The 18,912-nt window shown below is 32.5% G+C and carries 16 protein-coding genes and 1 riboswitch; of the genes, 10 read left to right on the forward strand and 6 right to left on the reverse strand.

Annotated features, from left to right (window positions below; genetic code table 11):
- Window positions 1–48: 48 nt before the first annotated feature.
- Window positions 49–228, reverse strand: coding sequence for a small acid-soluble spore protein H (locus COE53_RS08275; RefSeq protein WP_056467551.1), 180 nt, complete (start codon window positions 226–228; stop codon window positions 49–51).
- Between the two features lie 430 nt (window positions 229–658).
- Here COE53_RS08275 and COE53_RS08280 point away from each other — a divergent pair, with 430 nt between their 5' ends.
- Window positions 659–1,192, forward strand: a complete 534-nt coding sequence (locus COE53_RS08280) for a DoxX family membrane protein (RefSeq protein ID WP_069033240.1) — start codon at window positions 659–661, stop codon at window positions 1,190–1,192.
- 56 nt (window positions 1,193–1,248) lie between these two features.
- Here COE53_RS08280 and COE53_RS08285 read toward each other — a convergent pair whose 3' ends face one another.
- From COE53_RS08285 to COE53_RS08300, 4 genes are all read right to left on the reverse strand, one after another.
- Window positions 1,249–1,380: a YjcZ family sporulation protein gene (locus tag COE53_RS08285; RefSeq protein WP_088014171.1), complete on the reverse strand. Its 132-nt coding sequence runs from the start codon at window positions 1,378–1,380 to the stop codon at window positions 1,249–1,251.
- Between the two features lie 172 nt (window positions 1,381–1,552).
- Window positions 1,553–1,813, reverse strand: coding sequence for a hypothetical protein (locus COE53_RS08290; protein ID WP_056467548.1), 261 nt, complete (start codon window positions 1,811–1,813; stop codon window positions 1,553–1,555).
- Between the two features lie 176 nt (window positions 1,814–1,989).
- Complete coding sequence (bcaP, locus tag COE53_RS08295) at window positions 1,990–3,396, reverse strand: branched-chain amino acid transporter BcaP (RefSeq protein WP_069033241.1); 1,407 nt, start codon at window positions 3,394–3,396, stop codon at window positions 1,990–1,992.
- A 424-nt stretch (window positions 3,397–3,820) separates the two neighbouring features.
- Window positions 3,821–4,000: an H-type small acid-soluble spore protein gene (locus COE53_RS08300; RefSeq protein WP_056471502.1), complete on the reverse strand. Its 180-nt coding sequence runs from the start codon at window positions 3,998–4,000 to the stop codon at window positions 3,821–3,823.
- A gap of 325 nt (window positions 4,001–4,325) precedes the next feature.
- Here COE53_RS08300 and COE53_RS08305 point away from each other — a divergent pair, with 325 nt between their 5' ends.
- On the forward strand, window positions 4,326–5,285 hold the full coding sequence (locus tag COE53_RS08305; RefSeq protein ID WP_098947744.1) for a LacI family DNA-binding transcriptional regulator: 960 nt from the start codon (window positions 4,326–4,328) through the stop codon (window positions 5,283–5,285).
- Window positions 5,286–5,647: 362 nt separating this feature from the next.
- Here COE53_RS08305 and COE53_RS08310 read toward each other — a convergent pair whose 3' ends face one another.
- The gene (locus tag COE53_RS08310) at window positions 5,648–6,547 is read right to left on the reverse strand and encodes a LysR family transcriptional regulator (RefSeq protein WP_098947746.1); all 900 of its coding nucleotides are present in this window, start codon (window positions 6,545–6,547) and stop codon (window positions 5,648–5,650) included.
- A 131-nt stretch (window positions 6,548–6,678) separates the two neighbouring features.
- Between COE53_RS08310 and COE53_RS08315 the strand changes: the two genes are divergently transcribed.
- The 8 genes from COE53_RS08315 to COE53_RS08350 all read left to right on the forward strand — a co-directional run bounded on the left by COE53_RS08315 (window position 6,679) and on the right by COE53_RS08350 (window position 18,870).
- A complete protein-coding gene (locus COE53_RS08315; RefSeq protein ID WP_091023858.1) occupies window positions 6,679–7,944 on the forward strand; it encodes an APC family permease in 1,266 nt (421 codons plus the stop codon).
- 716 nt (window positions 7,945–8,660) lie between these two features.
- Window positions 8,661–8,808: riboswitch (FMN riboswitch) on the forward strand.
- A 330-nt stretch (window positions 8,809–9,138) separates the two neighbouring features.
- Window positions 9,139–9,786, forward strand: a complete 648-nt coding sequence (ribE, locus tag COE53_RS08320) for a riboflavin synthase (protein ID WP_098947748.1) — start codon at window positions 9,139–9,141, stop codon at window positions 9,784–9,786.
- Window positions 9,787–9,798: 12 nt separating this feature from the next.
- Window positions 9,799–10,992, forward strand: coding sequence for a bifunctional 3,4-dihydroxy-2-butanone-4-phosphate synthase/GTP cyclohydrolase II (locus COE53_RS08325; RefSeq protein WP_098947750.1), 1,194 nt, complete (start codon window positions 9,799–9,801; stop codon window positions 10,990–10,992).
- Between the two features lie 15 nt (window positions 10,993–11,007).
- The gene (gene ribH / locus COE53_RS08330) at window positions 11,008–11,469 is read left to right on the forward strand and encodes a 6,7-dimethyl-8-ribityllumazine synthase (protein ID WP_069032800.1); all 462 of its coding nucleotides are present in this window, start codon (window positions 11,008–11,010) and stop codon (window positions 11,467–11,469) included.
- 274 nt (window positions 11,470–11,743) lie between these two features.
- On the forward strand, window positions 11,744–12,742 hold the full coding sequence (locus COE53_RS08335; protein ID WP_483295427.1) for an MBL fold metallo-hydrolase: 999 nt from the start codon (window positions 11,744–11,746) through the stop codon (window positions 12,740–12,742).
- An 81-nt stretch (window positions 12,743–12,823) separates the two neighbouring features.
- Window positions 12,824–13,300 (forward strand): YbaK/EbsC family protein, encoded by a 477-nt coding sequence (locus COE53_RS08340; protein ID WP_098947754.1) that lies wholly within the window; start codon window positions 12,824–12,826, stop codon window positions 13,298–13,300.
- Between the two features lie 153 nt (window positions 13,301–13,453).
- Complete coding sequence (locus COE53_RS08345; RefSeq protein WP_098947756.1) at window positions 13,454–14,275, forward strand: hypothetical protein; 822 nt, start codon at window positions 13,454–13,456, stop codon at window positions 14,273–14,275.
- Between the two features lie 428 nt (window positions 14,276–14,703).
- Window positions 14,704–18,870 carry a S8 family serine peptidase gene (locus COE53_RS08350; RefSeq protein ID WP_098947759.1) on the forward strand — a complete coding sequence of 1,389 codons (4,167 nt, stop codon included), beginning with the start codon at window positions 14,704–14,706 and terminating at the stop codon, window positions 18,868–18,870.
- Window positions 18,871–18,912: the final 42 nt, after the last annotated feature.

The following is an 18,912-nucleotide window of genomic DNA, read 5'->3' on the forward strand; positions in this document are numbered from 1 at the left end:
TGAAAAAACAAACCTCAAAACAAAGAGGTTTGTTTTTTTACTCGAGAATTAATGTTCCGACAAACTATTGATTGAAACTTCTTCCTCCCGATCTGGTTGACCAAGCGGATAGATTCTAGCAGTTTCATTTGTTTCATCAACATGTTGAATGTAAATTGGTACTCCATTATACGTCACATTTGCCATTTCAGGTGAAGAAGCAATCTCTTGAGCGCGTTGTTTATTCATAGTGAACCTCCTCTTAATTAAAAATAGAAACCTAACATATTATTAACCGTGGGGTGATTTGGTATTCATTTAAAATTTTTCTTAAAAAGCATGCCGCATTATAAAGACTTACGCTCTTAAATTTGAGAGAAGGTCTTTTTTTTATTGTTTTTTAAGAGAAATGCTGAAGGTAAAGAAATGAAGTAAAAGGGAATAGGAAGAATCAAGCAAAGAGGCCTTATATACAAATATTACCATTGAAAATGATTATCATTACTGCTACGATTGTAAACGGTAATTGATAATGATAACTATTTTCAATAAAATGCAAAGGAGGTGGAATTTATCGAGGATAATCAATTTTGAGAATTAAATATCAATTTTAAAAAAACACATGATATTAGTGAGAATTTAGAATTTCTTACTATAAAGAATTGGAGAACTTATTTAAATGGAATTATTCATTCAGCAACTAAAAAATAATGCTTTTCAATGTTTATTTACTTTAATGCGAATTCTATTTGGAATTGGTTGGTTATTTGCTGGGGTTACGAAAATTACTGAGAAGCGTTGGTATAGTGAACCTGGGACTTTTATTAAAACCTATTTTATTTTGGCCATTGAAAAGCCAAATGTCCCTGAGTTTTATAAATATTTCATTCAACATTTTGCAATGAAGCATTACTTATTTTTTAATTACACGATTCCTGTAGTTCAAATTTTAATTGGCATTCTATTAATAATGGGTTTATTCATTCTTCCTTCTGTATTATTTTGTCTATTTATGCATATTAATTTCATTCTTTCAGGTAATATGAACTTAATAAGTTTAACCTTATATACAAGCGCTTTTGGAATTTTACTTTCTTTAAATCGAGTTTACGTGTTAAGTTTAGATCGTTACCTTGGAATAGAAAAACTGTTCGTCTTAAAAAGTTCAGTACATATCAATACAATTCATTCAAAGCAAGCTCAGGCTTCTTAATATATAATAAAAAAACTCCTGTTAAAATTTAACAGGAGTTTTATAGTTTTTAAAGATTACCAGTGATGTCCATATCCATATCCGTCATATCCAGACCAGCAAGCTGCTCCAACAATGATTAATAAAATAAATAGAACAACGATTAAAGCAAAACCGTTAAGATGGTGACCGTGATGTCCAGTACTCATACATGTGACCTCCTTCATACGATATTTAAGGGAAACTCCCTTAGGGTCATGTAACTAATTGAAAATTACAATTAGGAGAGGTGGATAATGTATCGTATGTTTTTTTGCCAACTATGAAACTAGTCTATAATGTAATTAGGCTTATACCTAGACGTAAGTTTTAATAAATGAATTATTTTTCCTTAGGAAGTGAAATTGCAGTTTCAACTACATAACCATTTTGAAACTTCACAGCAATTGTACCTAAATAAGTGTCAGTAGGCTGAAGTGTTTCGGTACAAGTAAAATAACGAATATGTACAACTTCTTTCGTATCTTTACTAATCTTTTGACAAGCAAGTAAATTACTTAGTCGTTTTAATGCAATCTCTCTTTTCACTCCAATAAGATCTTTTTTAATAAATGATTCATAATAATTTTTTAATGGGAACATTTTAACAGCTCCTGTTCTTCGAAAATAAAATTTCCTAAGTCGTATCATATCATAAAGTAAATCTGTTTTTGTAAAGTTTGTTGTTGTGGATATTTATCATTATTCTAGATTGTTGTGGAAAATATGTAACTAACAAAAAAATCCCACTATAGGTTACTATAGTGGGATTTGCTTACTTATGCAGTTCGATTTGAATCCTTATCAAACTTATTTTTACCGTTTAGTTTAGAATTTTTATATCCGTATGTGCTATAAATTACTAAACCGATTACTAACCAAACTACGAAACCTTTCCAAGTAAATGATGAAAGTTGTAGCATTAAATATACACAGAATACAACAGCTAATACTGGTACTACAGGTACCCAAGGAGTTTTGAATCCACGCTTTAAGTCTGGACGAGTTTTTCTTAATACTAGAACACCAAGAGAAACAGCAGAGAAAGCGAATAGCGTACCAATATTTGTTAATTCAGCTAATTTGTTTAATGGAATTAAGCCAGCGAATAAAGCAACTAGTCCGCCAGTTACCCAAGTGCTTGTTACAGGAACTGCAGTTTTCTTGTTAACTTTTGATAATTTACCTGGTAATAAACCGTCTTTACTGATTGCATAGAATAGACGAGTTTGTCCAAACATCATTACGATTAATACAGTTGTAATACCGATGATTGCGCCAAGTGAAATGAAACCAGCAGCCCAATCTTGGTGAATAAATGCTAGTGCAAAAGCAACAGGGTCTTTAACACCTAATTGATCAAACGGAACGATACCAGTAAGAATTAATGAAACGACAATATATAAGATTGTACAAATTGTTAAAGCTGAGATAATACCGATTGGTAAGTTACGTTGAGGGTTTTTAACTTCCTCAGCTGCAGTTGATACTGCATCAAATCCAAAGTAAGCAAATACTACTACTGCAGCACCAGCTGTTACCCCATGGAATCCCATTGGCATAAATGGAGTCCAGTTATGCGGTTGAACGTACCAAACACCAACAACGATGAAAAGTGCTACTACTGCTAATTTTACAATTACCATGATCGTGTTAAGTTTTGCAGATTCTCTAACACCTCTAGTAAGAATGAACGTTACAAGTAAAACAATAATTACTGCTGGTAAATCAATAAAAGTATGTTTAGATGGATCAAATGCACTTGTTAAAGCTGTTGGAAGGTTTACTCCAAAACCATGTAATAAACTTTGGAAATATCCAGACCATCCACTTGCTACTGCTGAAGATGCAAGTCCATACTCTAGTACCATATCCCAACCTAATATCCAAGCAATAACTTCACCAAAAGCAACATAACTATAAGTGTAAGCACTACCAGCCTCTGGAATCATAGAAGCAAATTCAGAGTAACAAAGTGCGGCGAATGTACAAGCTAAACCTGCGATAATAAATGAAAGAACAAGTGCTGGACCTGCATAATCAGCTGCTGCTACACCAGTTAAAACGAATATACCTGTACCGATGATGGCACCGATACCTAACATTGTAAGATCAAACGCCCCTAGAACTTGTTTAAGTGAACTAGGTGAACTACCTGAAACGGATTTTTTTCGAAATAAATTCATATGAGCCTCCTCTAATCCTATTTTATTAGTTTTTTAATCTTCTATTTAGAAAGTTTATTATTTTCTAATTTTACCTTAAAAAATAGAAAATTCTGACAATTAGCTGCGAAGTAATTTAATATATTGTCTTGTTTAAGTGATTTTTATAATATCATACTTATAAAAATATTCAAAGAATTTTTCGACTTTTTTTTCAGTTTTTTTTAAAATGTGTAGTAAATTCGACATATTACTGAGTACCTATTTATTCAGTTAAAATGAACTAAATGGCGCTTGTACCATAAGTAACAACGATTCTCTAGAAACTTCATATTTCTTATGGTTGAAATTGTAATCAAACTAAATAATTAAATTTTTATGTTTTTTCTTCAAAAATAAAATAAACCTCCTTAATAGAGGTTTATTTTTGGGTCTTTTTTATCATTTAATGTTCTTTTAAGTGACTTAATGATACTTCTTTATCATTTTGTGGCTGATCAAGAGGATAAATTCTTGCTGTACCCTCATTTTTATTAACATGCTGAATATAAACTGGTACTCCATCGCAAGTTACATTTATCATACCAGGTGCAGCTACGATTTCTAATGCTCTTTCAGTGTCCATCATAATACCTCCTTAATTTATTAACCTATTTTATTATTTACATAGTAAAGTTACAGTATTCATGGAAAATAAGAGCTTTTTTAAAGGATTATGTAACATAGGACAGGGAGGAAAATTGTTTTTAGTTTTGCCTGCATTACTTAACTCGTTTCTTTTCTTGTTGTATGATGGCAATGAAAGCGAAAAATAAAATTGAACTACACATAAATAGTAAACAAAGTAAACCAAAAAGTATTTGCATATTCGTACCTCCTTTTTATTATGAGAAAAGCGTAAAGTATGGAACTAGTTTCAGAGCAAGAAAAAGTTTAGAAAAGGTGAGAAAATGTCTAATATTAAAGAAATTGCGAGGATTGCCGGCGTTTCAGTTACAACAGTCTCACGAGTTTTAAATGATGAACCATATGTTAGTGAGGAAAAAAGAAAAGCAGTCTTAAATGCAATTGAGCTAACCAATTATCAACGAAATCAAAATGCAGTCAATTTAAGTAAAGGAAAAACGAATCTAATTGGAGTCGTCATTCCGTTCTCGCAACATCCGTACTTTGGATTGCTAATTGATGGAATTGCTAACGAAGCGATAAAAAATAATTATAAGTTAGTACTATTTCAATCAAATTATGAGGAGAAGAGAGAAATTGAGGCTTTAAAGATGCTGCAGCATAAACAAATAGATTCGCTCATTATTTGTTCTAGAATTTGTTCGATTGAAATGATCGAGCATTATAAGCAATTTGGACAAATAGTATTATTTGAAGATACGAGAAATACGGGGGTTTCCTCAACATTTATCGATCAATACAATTGCTTCATGATTGCATTAGAATATTTATATCAAAAAGGACATCGGAAAATCGGTTATAGTATTGGCCGTAGAACAGGCAAGAATAGTAAACAAAGAGAATCTGCCTATATTGATTTTCATAATAAATATAATGAATCTCTAAATAACGATTTCGTATTCGATAATTGTTACTATTTTGAAGATGGTGAAAGAATCGTCCAATCTTTATTAAATTTAAAAGAGAGACCAACAGCCTTGTTAGTAACAAGTGACCAAGTGGCAGCGGGTGTGCAGACTTGCTGTAATGATCGTGGAATAGCTATTCCTCATGATCTAGCGATAATTGGGTTCGATAATCAACCAATTGCAAAAGTAATGAAGTTAACAACAGTCGAAATTCCATTACGAGAAATAGGGAAGAAACTTTTTATACAAGCGATTGATTCTGTAATTAATCAAGAGGAGATAGCGATTAAATTAATTGAGCGGCAGACGGTATAATAAAAAAGCTAGTCAGGGGCTAGCTTTTTTTCGTGACGTTGTATGGGGAAGTGCAAAAAAAGCTGAAACTGCAAATAAATCTGGGGAAGTGCAAATAAAAAATTGGTATCTGCAATAAAAATCAGCATAACTGCAAATAAAGTCTTGAAACATGATTGTATAGAGTAAATGCATTAAAAAAATAGAAGAAATAACATTAAAAATGGACTGAGAAACAGCTAAAATTAAATAAAATCCAGTAAAACCAATATTATTACACAATAAATTTTCAAGGATTATGCCGAATTATTTCAATAAAATTTAATCAATAAAGTTAAACTATAAGTCCGGACTATAACTCCAAAGTAAAAACTAATATAAAACTAGCTTTTGATAGACTGATCCCATAAAGGTGACTGTTCTCTAACAACTTCCATAAATTTTCTAGCAGCACGGGATTGCCATCTGTTTTTATGCCAAGACATGATCGTAGATACACTTCCTAAATTTGTATCCCATTTTATGACTTTTAGTTTTTGTTGCTGCATTTCATTTTGAACTGCTACGAGTGGGAGTATGGATATACCAAGTCCACACATAACACATTGTTTAATTGCCTCAACACTCCAAAATTCCATTCCAGTCTCAGTTGCGATTCCTTTACTTCTTAAAAATGCTTCAAAATAATCACGATAACTACCTTGTTCTGTGAGAATTATATTTTCATTCGCATTTAGTGTAAACGATGAAAGTGTTCTAGTATCAGAAGATGGAGGTAGCAAAATGACAAGTGGTTCTTCAATTAGTGTTTCCGTATATAAATCAGAATCCGGTAATGGAGCCTGCAGGAAGAAGCCAATATCTAGATCGCCTCGACGTAATTCATCTTGTAATTCCCAACATGAACCAGATTTCATCATAATATTTACTTTCGGGTTTTGTGATCGAAATGCTTGGATAATTTGTGGAAGACGATAGATTGTTAAAGATTCTGGAGCGCCAATTTTTAATGTAGATACCTCTTCATTTTCCATTTGGAATACATCTTTTGCTTTTGTATAGAGCTGAATCATTTCGATTGCGTGAACTAAAAAGTTCTCACCGACCTCAGTCAGATGTACCTTTTTACCTAATCGGTCAAATAAAGGTACTCCTAGCTCTTGCTCAAGTGCTTGTATATGTGCAGTAACTGTAGATTGTGCATATCCGAGATGGATCGCAGCTCTAGAGAACCCGCCCATATCCACAATTGACTTAAATGTAATTAAATGTCGGATTTCCATAATTGCCTCCTAACTATCGGATTTTCCGATAGTTTATATCATAACTATTCATTTTACCGATGTTAGATTGGTTCATATAATTAAATTATACGAAATTACAATTTGTTTCAATAACTATTGGAGGGATATGAATGAGGAATCGAAAAATTGGTTTTCTTTTGCTCAGCGGGTTAATGATTGGACCTATTTTAGGTTCAGGAATTATTATTTTACCACCTGCAGTGTATGTAACTACTGGAAATTATGCTATTTTTGCTTGGGTTCTTATGCTTGGTTTAAGTTTAATATTTGCACTAATGTTCGGTAAGCTAAGTTTGTTGATTCCAGGAGATTCTGGAGTGCCATTGGCAGTTGAGCGTGCTTTTGGTACACAAATAAAAAACCTTTCAGCTATTTTCTTTTTACTTGCAGTTTGTTTTGGACCAATTGCAGTTACAGGAACGGCAGGGCATTACTTACAACTACTGACGAATCAAAGCTTCTTCAATGAAAAGTGGCTAGCTTTAGGAATACTATGTTTTGTTTATATCATTTTAACTAGAAGCATTGCCGATGTTGGAAAATTTGCCTTTTTCATGTCTAGTTTCATTGTAGTGACACTTATAGTTGGCAGTATTCATACATTATTTACAGTTGATGGGAGCTTTACTTTATCGAAGCCAATTACTGTTTCTGATTTTGGAGAAAGTTTACTTTTATTATTTTGGGCATTAATCGGGTGGGAGGTCATCGGTAGCTATTCTTTAGAAGTAAAAACTCCAGAACGAACAATTCCTAAAGCAGTAGTCTTAAGTTTCTCGATTATAGCAATAGTAAGTTTAACAGTTGCATTTGCTTTCCAGTGGATTCATTCTAAAAATGGAAGTATGATGGATCAATCATTAGCACCGTTACTTCAGAGTTTATTTGGAAGTTGGTCAACTCCAATTATTTCAACAATTACAATTGCTCTTTGTATTAGTACGGTTCTGCTAGTAATAGGAGCAGTATCAAGGCTAATTGCCGATCAAGCCAAAAACGGTTTATTACCTTCATGGCTTTCTTTTAAAAATAAAAATAATGTTGCAACTCGATCATTATTTAGTTTGTTTGGCATTCACATAATTGTATTTATTCTCTATTTTAATGACTTCCTAAACATTCAAACACTTGTAGCGATTGCAAATGCATTCTTCCTATGCAACGCCTTACTAGGAGTATTGGCATGTTTGCGATTATTTGATTCCATATTTTTTAAAATGGGTTCATGTATTCTAGCAATTTGCTTTTTAGGAATACTTTTATTCTCTTCACCAGTCATATTAATATTGATCATATTAGTTTCAGTGTACTTTATTTGGCTACAAAAAAGAGATTTAAAACAACATGAAAAAATTTTACAAGTTGGAAATGAATAATGGATAAGAGAGGGAACTTCTATTAAAAGAAGTTTCTTTTTTTGAAATGTAAATTTTTATAATAATAATAATTCTACTTATTGTATATTTATTATTATTTTTATATGGATATTTACTCAAGTTTTACACGTTTTTTTCAGATTGGTATACGATGAAGCTATTACTTTTTTAGTGCAGATGAAAGGCCTTTTGTTATTTTAGAATTAAATCTTTTTTTGTAGTTATCAGGTTTACATCTTTCTATTTCTGATATAAAGAGAAACGCTTAATAAAATGTTTTCCTAATGATTCTAGGAGCATTGTTAAGTGGAGTTTATTACTTCTTGCTATAAATAAACATAATGAAAAATCTGATTTTATCCAAATGAAAAAACTATTCAATTGTATTATTAATTAATCTAAATTAATGTAATTCTGGAATTTGTAAGTCTTAATGTCTACATTAATTGCATGAATTAATATTTTCTGAAGTTACTTTAATATTAATATTTATACACTTTTGTATTGGTTGCAAAAAAATATATATAGCAAGGTGATTAAATTTGGTAGAAAAAAATAATAAATTTTTTAACTAAATAGAGTGTGGAATTTTCCATATTTTATAAGGTTTTTTCGCTTAAATTATCTTTTCTATTAGATCGTTTTAAAAGAAATAGAATCTTAAAATCTTTACAATCAAATAATTGCTAGTTATAATGAAACCAAATTTGATAATTAGTGTCCTTCGGGGTCGGGTGAAATTCCCAACCGGCGGTGTTGTATATTTTTATACTAAGCCCGTGAGCTTCATATAGATTTTTTATATGTTGCTGATCTAGTTAGAATCTAGAGCCGACAGTATAGTCTGGATGGGAGAAGGATGGAGTGCATATATGGTATGGTTATTTTTTTCAAAAATACTATCTGTATGGGCTTAATTCGTTGTGCATATTTTGTATCCACAACAATAGACGCGCTATAGTACTGTCTTTTAATAGACTCAAATTGTACATGCGTTTATTTAAGTATGCTTCCTTTCTTAAACATCTATTGCCCCTTAGGAGTTTCCTAAGGGGCTTTTCACTTTTTCAAATTAATTTGAATTAGAGGGTGTGATAAGGTGGATCAACTATTTATGAAATTAGAGATGGATATTACAAAGTCATTTATCGGGCTTGGGTGTAATATGCTTTTTCGAAATGAGGTGAAAAAAACTTGTTTACTGGAATCGTTGAGGAAATAGGAACAGTAAAAAATATCATAAAAAAAGGTAAAACTTTATTGCTAACAATTGAGGCACCAGTCATTTTAGAGGATGTTCATTTAGGAGATAGTATCTCTGTAAATGGAGTGTGTTTAACCGTTACAGATTTTACTAAAAATGAATTTTCTGTTGATGTCATGCCTGAAACGTTTCAAGCGTCGAATCTAAGTACTTTGGTTTCAAACCAAAAAGTAAATTTAGAGCGGGCAATGGCTGCAAATGGAAGGTTTGGTGGACATATTGTATCGGGTCATATTGATGGCACAGGTAAAATACTATCTGTTAAAACAATGGAAAACGCAGTAATGTATAAAATTAATATTCCAAGTCAGTTTGCTAGGTATTGCCTACAAAAAGGCAGTATAACGATTGATGGTACAAGTTTAACAATATTTGAAGTTGAAAATGATATTGTAACAATCTCTTTAATTCCTCATACCCGCTCACATACGATCTTAGGCAGTAAAAAAACGGGAGACGTTGTTAATATTGAGTTTGATTTATTAGGTAAGTATGTTGAAAAAATGCTTGGTATGAATGAGACGAAAAAGAGTTCTGCAATAACAACTTCATTTTTATCTCAAAATGGCTATATATAAAGGAGTAAGATCATGTTCTCTAAAATAGAAGAAGCAATTGAAGACTTAAAAAATGGAAAAATTATTATTGTTTGTGATGATGAAGATAGAGAAAATGAAGGAGATTTTGTTGTTATCGGTGAATTTGCAACTCCTGAAAATATAAATTTTATGGCAACACATGGCCGCGGTTTAATTTGTGCACCTGTTTCTGAAGAGATAGCTAAAAAACTAGATTTATATGACATGGTAACAAACAATACAGATTCACATGGAACTGCCTTTACTGTAAGTATTGATCATATCGATTCTACTACTGGTATCTCAGCATTTGAGCGTTCACATACTGTTTTACAAATGTTAAATGATAAATCAACTGGAGCAGATTTTAGAAGACCTGGTCATATGTTTCCTTTAGTCGCTAAAAACGGAGGCGTTATTGAGAGACCGGGACATACTGAAGCTGCAGTAGATTTAGCTCGAATGGCTGGATCGAAAGAAGTTGGTGTCATTTGTGAAATTATGAATGACGATGGAACAATGGCAAGAGTACCAGATTTAATTCAAATCGCAAACAAGTTTAATTTAAAAATGATAACAATTAAAGATTTAATTCATTATAGAAGTAAAACTGAACAACTTGTTCAAAGAGAAGTTGAAATCAAATTACCAACTGATTTTGGTGATTTTAAGATGATTGGTTATACAAATGAGATCGACGGTAAAGAGCATATTGCGATTGTAAAAGGTAAAGTTGACGATGGTGAACCAGTGCTTGTACGTATTCATTCGGAATGTTTAACAGGTGATGTATTTGGCTCATGTCGTTGTGATTGTGGACCTCAGTTACAATCAACATTATCGATGATTGAAGAAGCAGGCAAAGGCGTAATTGTTTATATGCGACAAGAAGGCAGAGGGATTGGCTTACTTAATAAGTTAAGAGCATATAAGTTACAGGAAGAAGGCTTTGATACTGTTGAAGCAAATTTAAATTTAGGATTTGATTCAGATTTAAGAGATTATGCGATAAGTGCTCAAATTATAAAAGATTTAGGCATTGAGAGTATAGATTTAATAACTAATAATCCAGTTAAAATTGATGCGTTAAAATCTCACGGAATACAGATTAATAATCGAGTGCCAATTCAAACCGAAATGAAAACAGAAAACGAAAAATATTTAATTACTAAAATCGAAAAAATGGGACATTTATTACACTATTAATAGGGAGAGATAATTATGAAATTCGAAGGAAATTTAGTAGGATCAGGACTTAAAGTTGCAGTAATCGTAGGACGTTTTAATGAATTTATTACATCAAAACTACTTGGTGGTGCAGAAGATGCTCTATATCGTCATGGTGTAGAAGAATCAGACGTTGATGTTATTTGGGTACCAGGAGCATTTGAAATTCCATTAGTTGCAAAAAAACTAGCAGATTCAAAAAAATACGATGCGGTCATTACGCTAGGAACAGTTATTCGTGGGTCAACTACTCATTATGATTACGTATGTAACGAGGTAGCAAAAGGTGTCGCTGCTATTACTCTACAAACTGGGATTCCTGTTATTTTTGGTGTATTAACAACAGAAAATATTGAACAAGCGATTGAAAGAGCGGGCACAAAAGCTGGTAATAAAGGCTGGGATGCTGGTATTTCGGCAATTGAAATGGCTAATTTATTAAGAACTTTAAACTAAGTGTATATATAATAGAAGAAACTGGTTAAGGAGAGGTGAATTTTACCTCTCTTTTTTTTATTTTTTTATCAAGTGAAAGTTATTTTTTATGTAGAAAAGCAATCTGAAGATTTGTTTAATCTCATAAAATTGTGGTAGTGTAAAATTTAGTAAAGCTTTATTTGGAGGTAGAAATTAAATGTTATTTTTACTAATTTTAGTATTGTTAGTTATCTTTATCATAACTTTTTTAAATACATATCCTCATTTTGGGAAGAAATATTCAAAGGATCAAATGGAGTCATTTTATGCTTTGGATCATTATAAAAATGGTAAGTTTATAAACCAAGTTCCTACGAGTATGAGTATGGATTTCAAAACAAATATTTCTATGATTAGAGACTTTGTTAAGAAAAATCCGAACCGTACGCCTAAAGATGGGATCCCAATGGAGAAAATCGATGTTTCATTATTGCATTCGAAAAATAACGACACAAAAATTACTTGGTTTGGACATTCAGCTTTATTAATTCAAATCGATGGAAAAAATATTTTAATTGATCCAATGTTTGGGAACGCACCCACCCCGTTTCCGCAATTTGGTGGTAAAAGATATAGTGGAGGTTTACCAATTGAGATCAATGAATTACCAAAAATAGATGCTGTCGTATTATCACATGATCATTATGACCATTTAGATTACGGTACTATAAAAAAAATAAAACAAAAGGTTAATCGATTTATTGTTCCTCTTGGTGTAGGGAGTCACTTGGTGAGCTGGGGAGTACCGAAAGAGAGTATTTCTGAACATAACTGGTGGGATGAATTTAAATTTGATCAATTAACATTAGCTTGTACACCAGCAAGACATTTTTCAGGGAGAAGCTTAACTGATCGTAACAGTACATTATGGTGTTCATGGGTCATCATTGGTGAGACAAAGAAAATTTATTTTAGTGGAGATAGCGGTTATGCACCTCATTTTAAGGAAATAGGGGAAAAATATGGACCGTTTGATCTTGCGCTAATGGAATGTGGTCAATTTGATAAACGATGGTCTGCAATCCATATGCTGCCAGAAGAAACAGTTCAGGCTTTTGTTGATGTAAAAGGTGAAGTTCTTGTTCCAATTCATTTTGGTGCTTTTACATTAGCATTTCATGACTGGAATGACCCAATTGAACGAGCTGTTAAGGCTGCTAAAGAAAATGGGGTAAAGTATGCCACACCCAAAATTGGAGAAACAATTAATATAAGTACAGGTGAATATCCTAATTCAATTTGGTGGGAATAGTTTTTTTATTTTAAAAACAGCAGGATTGTACCTTTTAATATTGAATAAATAAAAAATCAATTTTTTAGGGAAGTGATGTAAATGGAAGCATTAAAAGAAAGTGCAAAAATAGTACAAGATTTAATTTTTGAGTTAGGTTATTCAAATAAAGTGATTGAATTACCAAATAGTGCAAGAACTGCTAAGGAAGCGGCGGATGAATTAAATTGTGAAGTGGCTCAAATAGCAAAGTCGATTATATTTAAATTAGAAAGTTCAAATAGCGCTGTACTAGTAGTAGCAAGTGGAATAAACCGAGTAGATGAGAAAAAAATCGAGAAAATACTAAATGATAAATTAGGAAAAGCAGATGCTGATTTTGTACGTGAACAAACAGGGTTCGTAATTGGAGGAGTTTCACCAATCGGGCATAAAAACCAAGTAATTACATTTATTGATGAGGATCTATTACAGTATAAAGAAGTATGGGCTGCTGCGGGTCATCCAAAAGCAATTTTTCAGTTAACATCAAATGAATTGATTGAAATGACAAAAGGTAAAGTAGTAAAAATTAAATAATAGAACTTAAATCATTTAGGCACATTCAAGTGTAATAAATCAGTTTTTGATTTACTATACTTAAATGTGCCTATTTGTATTGGGAAATTTTACCTCATAATTCATTTGAAATACGTCAGATTAAATTAGAGGGAAAGTGAGATGAATAAGTAAATGTTTAAATTTATTTGTACGACTTGTGGCGTTCAGTATAACAAGTCGATTGATCCTCCTAAGTACTGCATAATTTGTTCTGAAGAAAGACAATACATCAATCCAAGTGGTCAAAGTTGGACAACATTACAATCAATGAAAGAACAAAACTATCAAAATATTATTCGCTTTGAAGAAGAAAATTTATATAGTATTGTAACGAGCCCTAAGTTTGGGATTGGTCAAACTGCATATCTCATTAAGAATAAAGGATTTAATTTATTATGGGATTGTGTCACTTATCTAGATGAGAAAACGATTGAAGAAATTATGAGGTTAGGAGGAATCAATGCGATTGCTTTATCACATCCACACTATTACTCTAGTCAAATTGAATGGGCTGAAAAATTTGATGTACCTCTATACATACATGAAGATGATCAAGAATGGGTTACGAGAAAAAGCGATAGGATTATTTTTTGGTCTGGTGAATCGTTAGAGCTTAACAAAGGAATTCAAATTCATCGATTAGGCGGGCACTTTAAAGGTGGGGCAGTATTAGAATGGAAAGCTGGAAATGAGCAAAAAGGAATACTGTTAACGGGAGATATAATTCAAGTTGTTGCAGATCCAAATTGGGTAAGTTTTATGTATAGCTATCCTAATTTAATTCCATTACCAGCCAAAAAAGTAAAAGAGATATCGTTAGCAGTAGAGAAGTTAACATTTGATCGGATTTATAATGCATTTCATGGGATTGTAAAAGAAAATGCAAAGCTCGTTGTCCATAATTCGGCTAAAAGATATATTGAAGCATTGGATGGGACTTTATTTGATACTTGAATGACAGTTAATAGTAGAAAAAGGGACCAAATTTAATTGGTTCTTTTTTGTGTTTTAGAAACGTTACTTGGGAACATTCTAGCGTTTAAATTAACTTAGAGTTTATTTCTATATTTTAATTAAAAATTTTTAATAAGTTAATTAAACGATCAATCGAATCCCTAAAATTGTTAAAAATCATGTTAATTTTATTGAAAGAAATGTAGAATTTTGTCGTATTTTTTAAATAATGGTATAAACACTGAAAAATCAAGGCCTTTAATAACCCATTTGATTAAAAACAGAATATTCACGATAATTTAGTTAAGGTAAATGAACGAAAATTGTTCATTTTTAACGATTAATTACAATGAACTTTGTCAGAAAAAGATAATTTTTGTAATTAATTGTATTAGGTAAATTGTTGAAAACGAACTGGAGGAAGAAAAATGGGGGAAAACAGAGAGAAGGGTAAAGTTCTGAAAGGTTTTACAGTATTAGCTTTAACATCTAGTTTTATTTTAGGTTCTCTTGGACAAGTATCAAATGTATCAAATGCAGCAAGTCCAAGTACAGCGGAAGATATCTTGGCAAGTTTATCTTCAGAGCAAAGAGCGGCTCTGAAGCAGCTTTCGACGAATGAAGAATCAGGGCTTCAAATTTCATCTGATATTAATTTGGATTCTACAGAGCAAACTAGTGTCATTGTAGAGTTTGTGAGTCAACCTGTTAAAGTCGCTCAAATCGAGGCGAGTGTAGAAGGGAAAACCTTAACTAAATCGGATGCTGAAGCACAAATTGATCAAGACCACGATACGTTTACTAAAGATGTTGCGCAAGTATTGAATAGTGAAAAAAGTAAAAAAGTAGATTATAAAATTAATCGTTCATATAAAAATGCATTTAATGGTGTTGCCATGTCGTTACCAGCAAATCAAATTAAGAATCTACTAAAATCAAAAGCTGTAAAAAAAGTTTGGAGTAACCAAACATTTACCATTGATCCACCAAAAGAAAGTGATCAGTTAAAAGCAGATGAAGCGAATATTGGAAACTATACGCCATATGATGCGTTAGATCGTTTACATGCGGAAGGATTTACAGGTAAAGGTATTAAAGTAGGGATTTTAGATACAGGTATGGATTATAACCATCCAGACTTAAAGGATGCTTATAAAGGTGGATATGATTTCGTTGATAATGATAATGATCCAATGGAAACGACTTATGCCGATTGGAAAAAGTCGGGTAAACCTGAAATTAGTAATTCAGAAGCATATTACACTGAACATGGTACACATGTTGCAGGAATCATTGGTGGCCGCGGTAAAGCAAATAGTGATTATAAAACGTTAGGGGCAGCACCAGAATCAGATCTATACGCTTACCGAGTACTTGGACCATATGGTAGTGGAACAACTGATTCGATTCTTGCAGGTATTGATCGTGCTGTTCAAGACGGAATGGACGTTATTAATATGTCGCTTGGAGCAACAATAAATGATCCAATGTATGCAACGTCAATTGCAGTAAACAACGCAGTATTAAGTGGTGTTACAACCGTAGTAGCAGCAGGAAATACTGGCGATCAAATGTATACCCTCGGTTCACCTGGAGCTGCGGCATTAGCATTAACAGTAGGTGCGTCTTCTATTGCATTAGATGTTTATCAATACGCAGGAGTGAATAATGGTAAGAATTATTCAGTAAGGCAATTAGCACAAAATTATTCAGATGATATGAAATCTTTAAAAGGAAAAACATATCAGTTAGTTGATGTTGGTTTAGGAAATCCTGCCGATTTTACTGGAAAAGAAGTAAAGGGGAAAATTGCGTTTATTAAGCGTGGAACGATTGGCTTAATTGATAAGATTAAAAACGCAAAAGCAAACGGTGCTGTAGGCGTATTGATGTACAATGATGAAACGAATAAAGCTGAAGGTGCAATCCAAGCATTTCTTGGTGAATCAGTTGACGCAATTCCGGCGTTCTCTGTTTCAAATGAAGACGGATTAGCAATTTCCGCTGCGATTAAAGCTGGTGCATCAGATTTCACATTTGGAGACTATACAAAAATACAAACAAAATCAGATGAATTAGCAACATTTAGTTCAAGAGGCCCATCTCGTACGAACTATGATATTAAACCAGAAGTGACTGCACCCGGTGTATCCATTCTATCCACTGTACCATTTTATATAAATAATAAAACAGGGGATGGATCAAACCCTGAAGATTATAAATATGCATATTCACGCTTATCAGGAACGTCTATGGCAACACCTTATGTTGCAGGCGTATCAGCATTATTACTACAATCAAATAAAGATTTACAAACAGAGGATATTAAATCAATCTTAATGAATACAGCTGATCCTTTATCAAAAGCTTATAGCGTCTTTGAAGTAGGTAGTGGACGAGTTGATGCTTATGAAGCAATCCACTCAAATGTAGAATTAGAAGTAGTGGATCAAACCTCTACAATTATTGGTGGAAAAGAAGAATCAATAAAAGAGCTAACAGGTGGTATTAGCTTCGGTTCATATGGATCAGATGATGAAGACATTCAGGATTCTCGTAAAATTACATTAAAGAACCGCAGTGAAAAAGCAAAAACATTCAAGGTTGATGTGAAATTCCAAACTGGAACAAGAGGATCTAAAGACGCGGCAGCGAACAATGTAACCTTAACTGGACCTACATCTGTCAAATTAGACGGAATTAGCCAAAAGAATATCAAGTTTAACTTAAACATTCCAAAAACAGCTGAAAAAGGTACATACGAAGGCTATATTACATTCACAAATACAGCAGATTCAACTGAAGCATATCAAATTCCATTTGGTGGACGTTTTGTCGATGAAGGTATCGATACATTAAAAATTAACAATCCAATGTTTGGCACAAATACAGATTGGCCAGAAAATGCATATCCGTTTGTAAGTTTTAGTTACTCGTTAAAATCATATATGAAAACGTTAGATGTAGTGTTACAAGATGCAGAGACTGGCGAGGATTTAGGCTTAGTTGGCTCATTTGTACCAATTGTATTGAATGAAAACGTAACTTATACAAATTCAAGAGGATTTAATTCCGTCTACTATCCATTTACCGGAGATGAGAAAAATCCAATTAGTAGCGAACCAATTAATGCAACAGCGGGGAAATATAGATTAAAGATGATTGGAACAAATGAAAAAGGTAAAGTATTCACAAAAATAGCTGATTTCATTTATGAAGCTGGTGCACCAACTATGACAACTACCTTTGATAATTTAGATCAAAAAGTAATTGAATACAAAGACAGCCAATTTGATTCGAATGGACAATTTTTATATGACTTTAATATTAATTTAAATGATCCAGAAACTGCAGAAGCAAATCGCTTAGGTTTTCCGGTTGATCAATCAAGCAATGCAGTTGTTTCATTTTACAATAGCCCGTTCCCTGCAAAGCCAAAGTATACAGATAAAAACGGTAACTATACTGACAAGATTTTAGTTAAGAAGAGCGCTAAACCACTTGAGGTTGCGTTTTATGGATTTGATGCAGCTAGAAACTTTACTGGAAACGCAACGAATATGTTAGAAGTAACATTTGTAAGTGAAAATTTACCATATTACTATTTAAAAGCAAATAAACAAACCGTTACAACAGGTGATACTGTCAATTATAGTGTACGTTCAAATAACGTGAAAAATTTAAAAACAACGAAAATCAATTTGAAAGTTGATCCAAATCTTGCAACAATTCAAAATGTGGTTGTAAATGATGCAGTAAAACAATATGGGGATGCGGATGTTTCTGTCTCTTCAGTACCTGCTGCAAGTGGTGCACTTCTTTATACATTTACGTTTACTTATAAAGGAACGAATGCTTTACCAGAGGATTTACAACTAATTAATTTTGACTTGAAAACAGCAGAAAAGTGGACTAAGGGTATGCCTTTTGATAGTAGTACAGTGACAGCATCAACAATTGATCAATCAAATGTAGAAACAAGTAATATCTACACCTATATGGAATCTTATAAGCTTAAGTATGCTTATTCTAGATTAGATGCTTTCCTACAATTAGAAGGAACAATTGATCCAACTACTAATCAATTGAATTATGCATTAGATCAAACGGTAATTGGCGCAAAAGTAACCGTGACCTCATATGACGGAAAAACGACTATAGATGCACCAATTAAAAACAAAAGTGGCCAATACATTGCTGAAGGTATAAAAGCTGATTCAAAACCTTTTACTGTAAAAGTTGATGTGCCAGGCCATTTTACAATGACTAGAAAAATGAATCTAGCAGATGATGTACGTGGTGAAATAGTAGGAAAGAGAATGAATTGGAATTTAACTAGGGCAGCGGCTGGAGATGTCAATAAAGATAATGTAATCGACATATTAGATGCCATAGCTGTACAAACATATTGGGGTACAAATAATGCTACTACAGACTTTAACTTTGATAAAGTAGTAGATAAGAAAGATATGTCCTATATTGTGAAAAACTTTGGATTACAAAATCCTACAGTTGATAATGCGCCAAAACCAAAAACTACTAATAAAGAAAAAACTTTGGATAGCATTTTAAAAGATTTAGGATTAGAACAGTAATAAGGAAAGGGAAACCAAATGAATTGGTTTCCCTTTTTTGTG

It is taken from the genome of Bacillus sp. AFS029533 (assembly GCF_002585125.1).
GTDB lineage: Bacteria > Bacillota > Bacilli > Bacillales > Bacillaceae_G > Gottfriedia > Gottfriedia luciferensis_B.

Coding starts and splice junctions, on each gene's coding strand:
- COE53_RS08275 (WP_056467551.1), bottom strand. CDS start 228: ATGAATAAACAACGCGCTCAAGAGATTGCTTCTTCACCTGAAATGGCA.
- COE53_RS08280 (WP_069033240.1), top strand. CDS start 659: ATGGAATTATTCATTCAGCAACTAAAAAATAATGCTTTTCAATGTTTA.
- COE53_RS08285 (WP_088014171.1), bottom strand. CDS start 1,380: ATGAGTACTGGACATCACGGTCACCATCTTAACGGTTTTGCTTTAATC.
- COE53_RS08290 (WP_056467548.1), bottom strand. CDS start 1,813: ATGTTCCCATTAAAAAATTATTATGAATCATTTATTAAAAAAGATCTT.
- bcaP (WP_069033241.1), bottom strand. CDS start 3,396: ATGAATTTATTTCGAAAAAAATCCGTTTCAGGTAGTTCACCTAGTTCA.
- COE53_RS08300 (WP_056471502.1), bottom strand. CDS start 4,000: ATGGACACTGAAAGAGCATTAGAAATCGTAGCTGCACCTGGTATGATA.
- COE53_RS08305 (WP_098947744.1), top strand. CDS start 4,326: ATGTCTAATATTAAAGAAATTGCGAGGATTGCCGGCGTTTCAGTTACA.
- COE53_RS08310 (WP_098947746.1), bottom strand. CDS start 6,547: ATGGAAATCCGACATTTAATTACATTTAAGTCAATTGTGGATATGGGC.
- COE53_RS08315 (WP_091023858.1), top strand. CDS start 6,679: ATGAGGAATCGAAAAATTGGTTTTCTTTTGCTCAGCGGGTTAATGATT.
- COE53_RS08325 (WP_098947750.1), top strand. CDS start 9,799: ATGTTCTCTAAAATAGAAGAAGCAATTGAAGACTTAAAAAATGGAAAA.
- ribH (WP_069032800.1), top strand. CDS start 11,008: ATGAAATTCGAAGGAAATTTAGTAGGATCAGGACTTAAAGTTGCAGTA.
- COE53_RS08335 (WP_483295427.1), top strand. CDS start 11,744: ATGGAGTCATTTTATGCTTTGGATCATTATAAAAATGGTAAGTTTATA.
- COE53_RS08340 (WP_098947754.1), top strand. CDS start 12,824: ATGGAAGCATTAAAAGAAAGTGCAAAAATAGTACAAGATTTAATTTTT.
- COE53_RS08345 (WP_098947756.1), top strand. CDS start 13,454: ATGTTTAAATTTATTTGTACGACTTGTGGCGTTCAGTATAACAAGTCG.
- COE53_RS08350 (WP_098947759.1), top strand. CDS start 14,704: ATGGGGGAAAACAGAGAGAAGGGTAAAGTTCTGAAAGGTTTTACAGTA.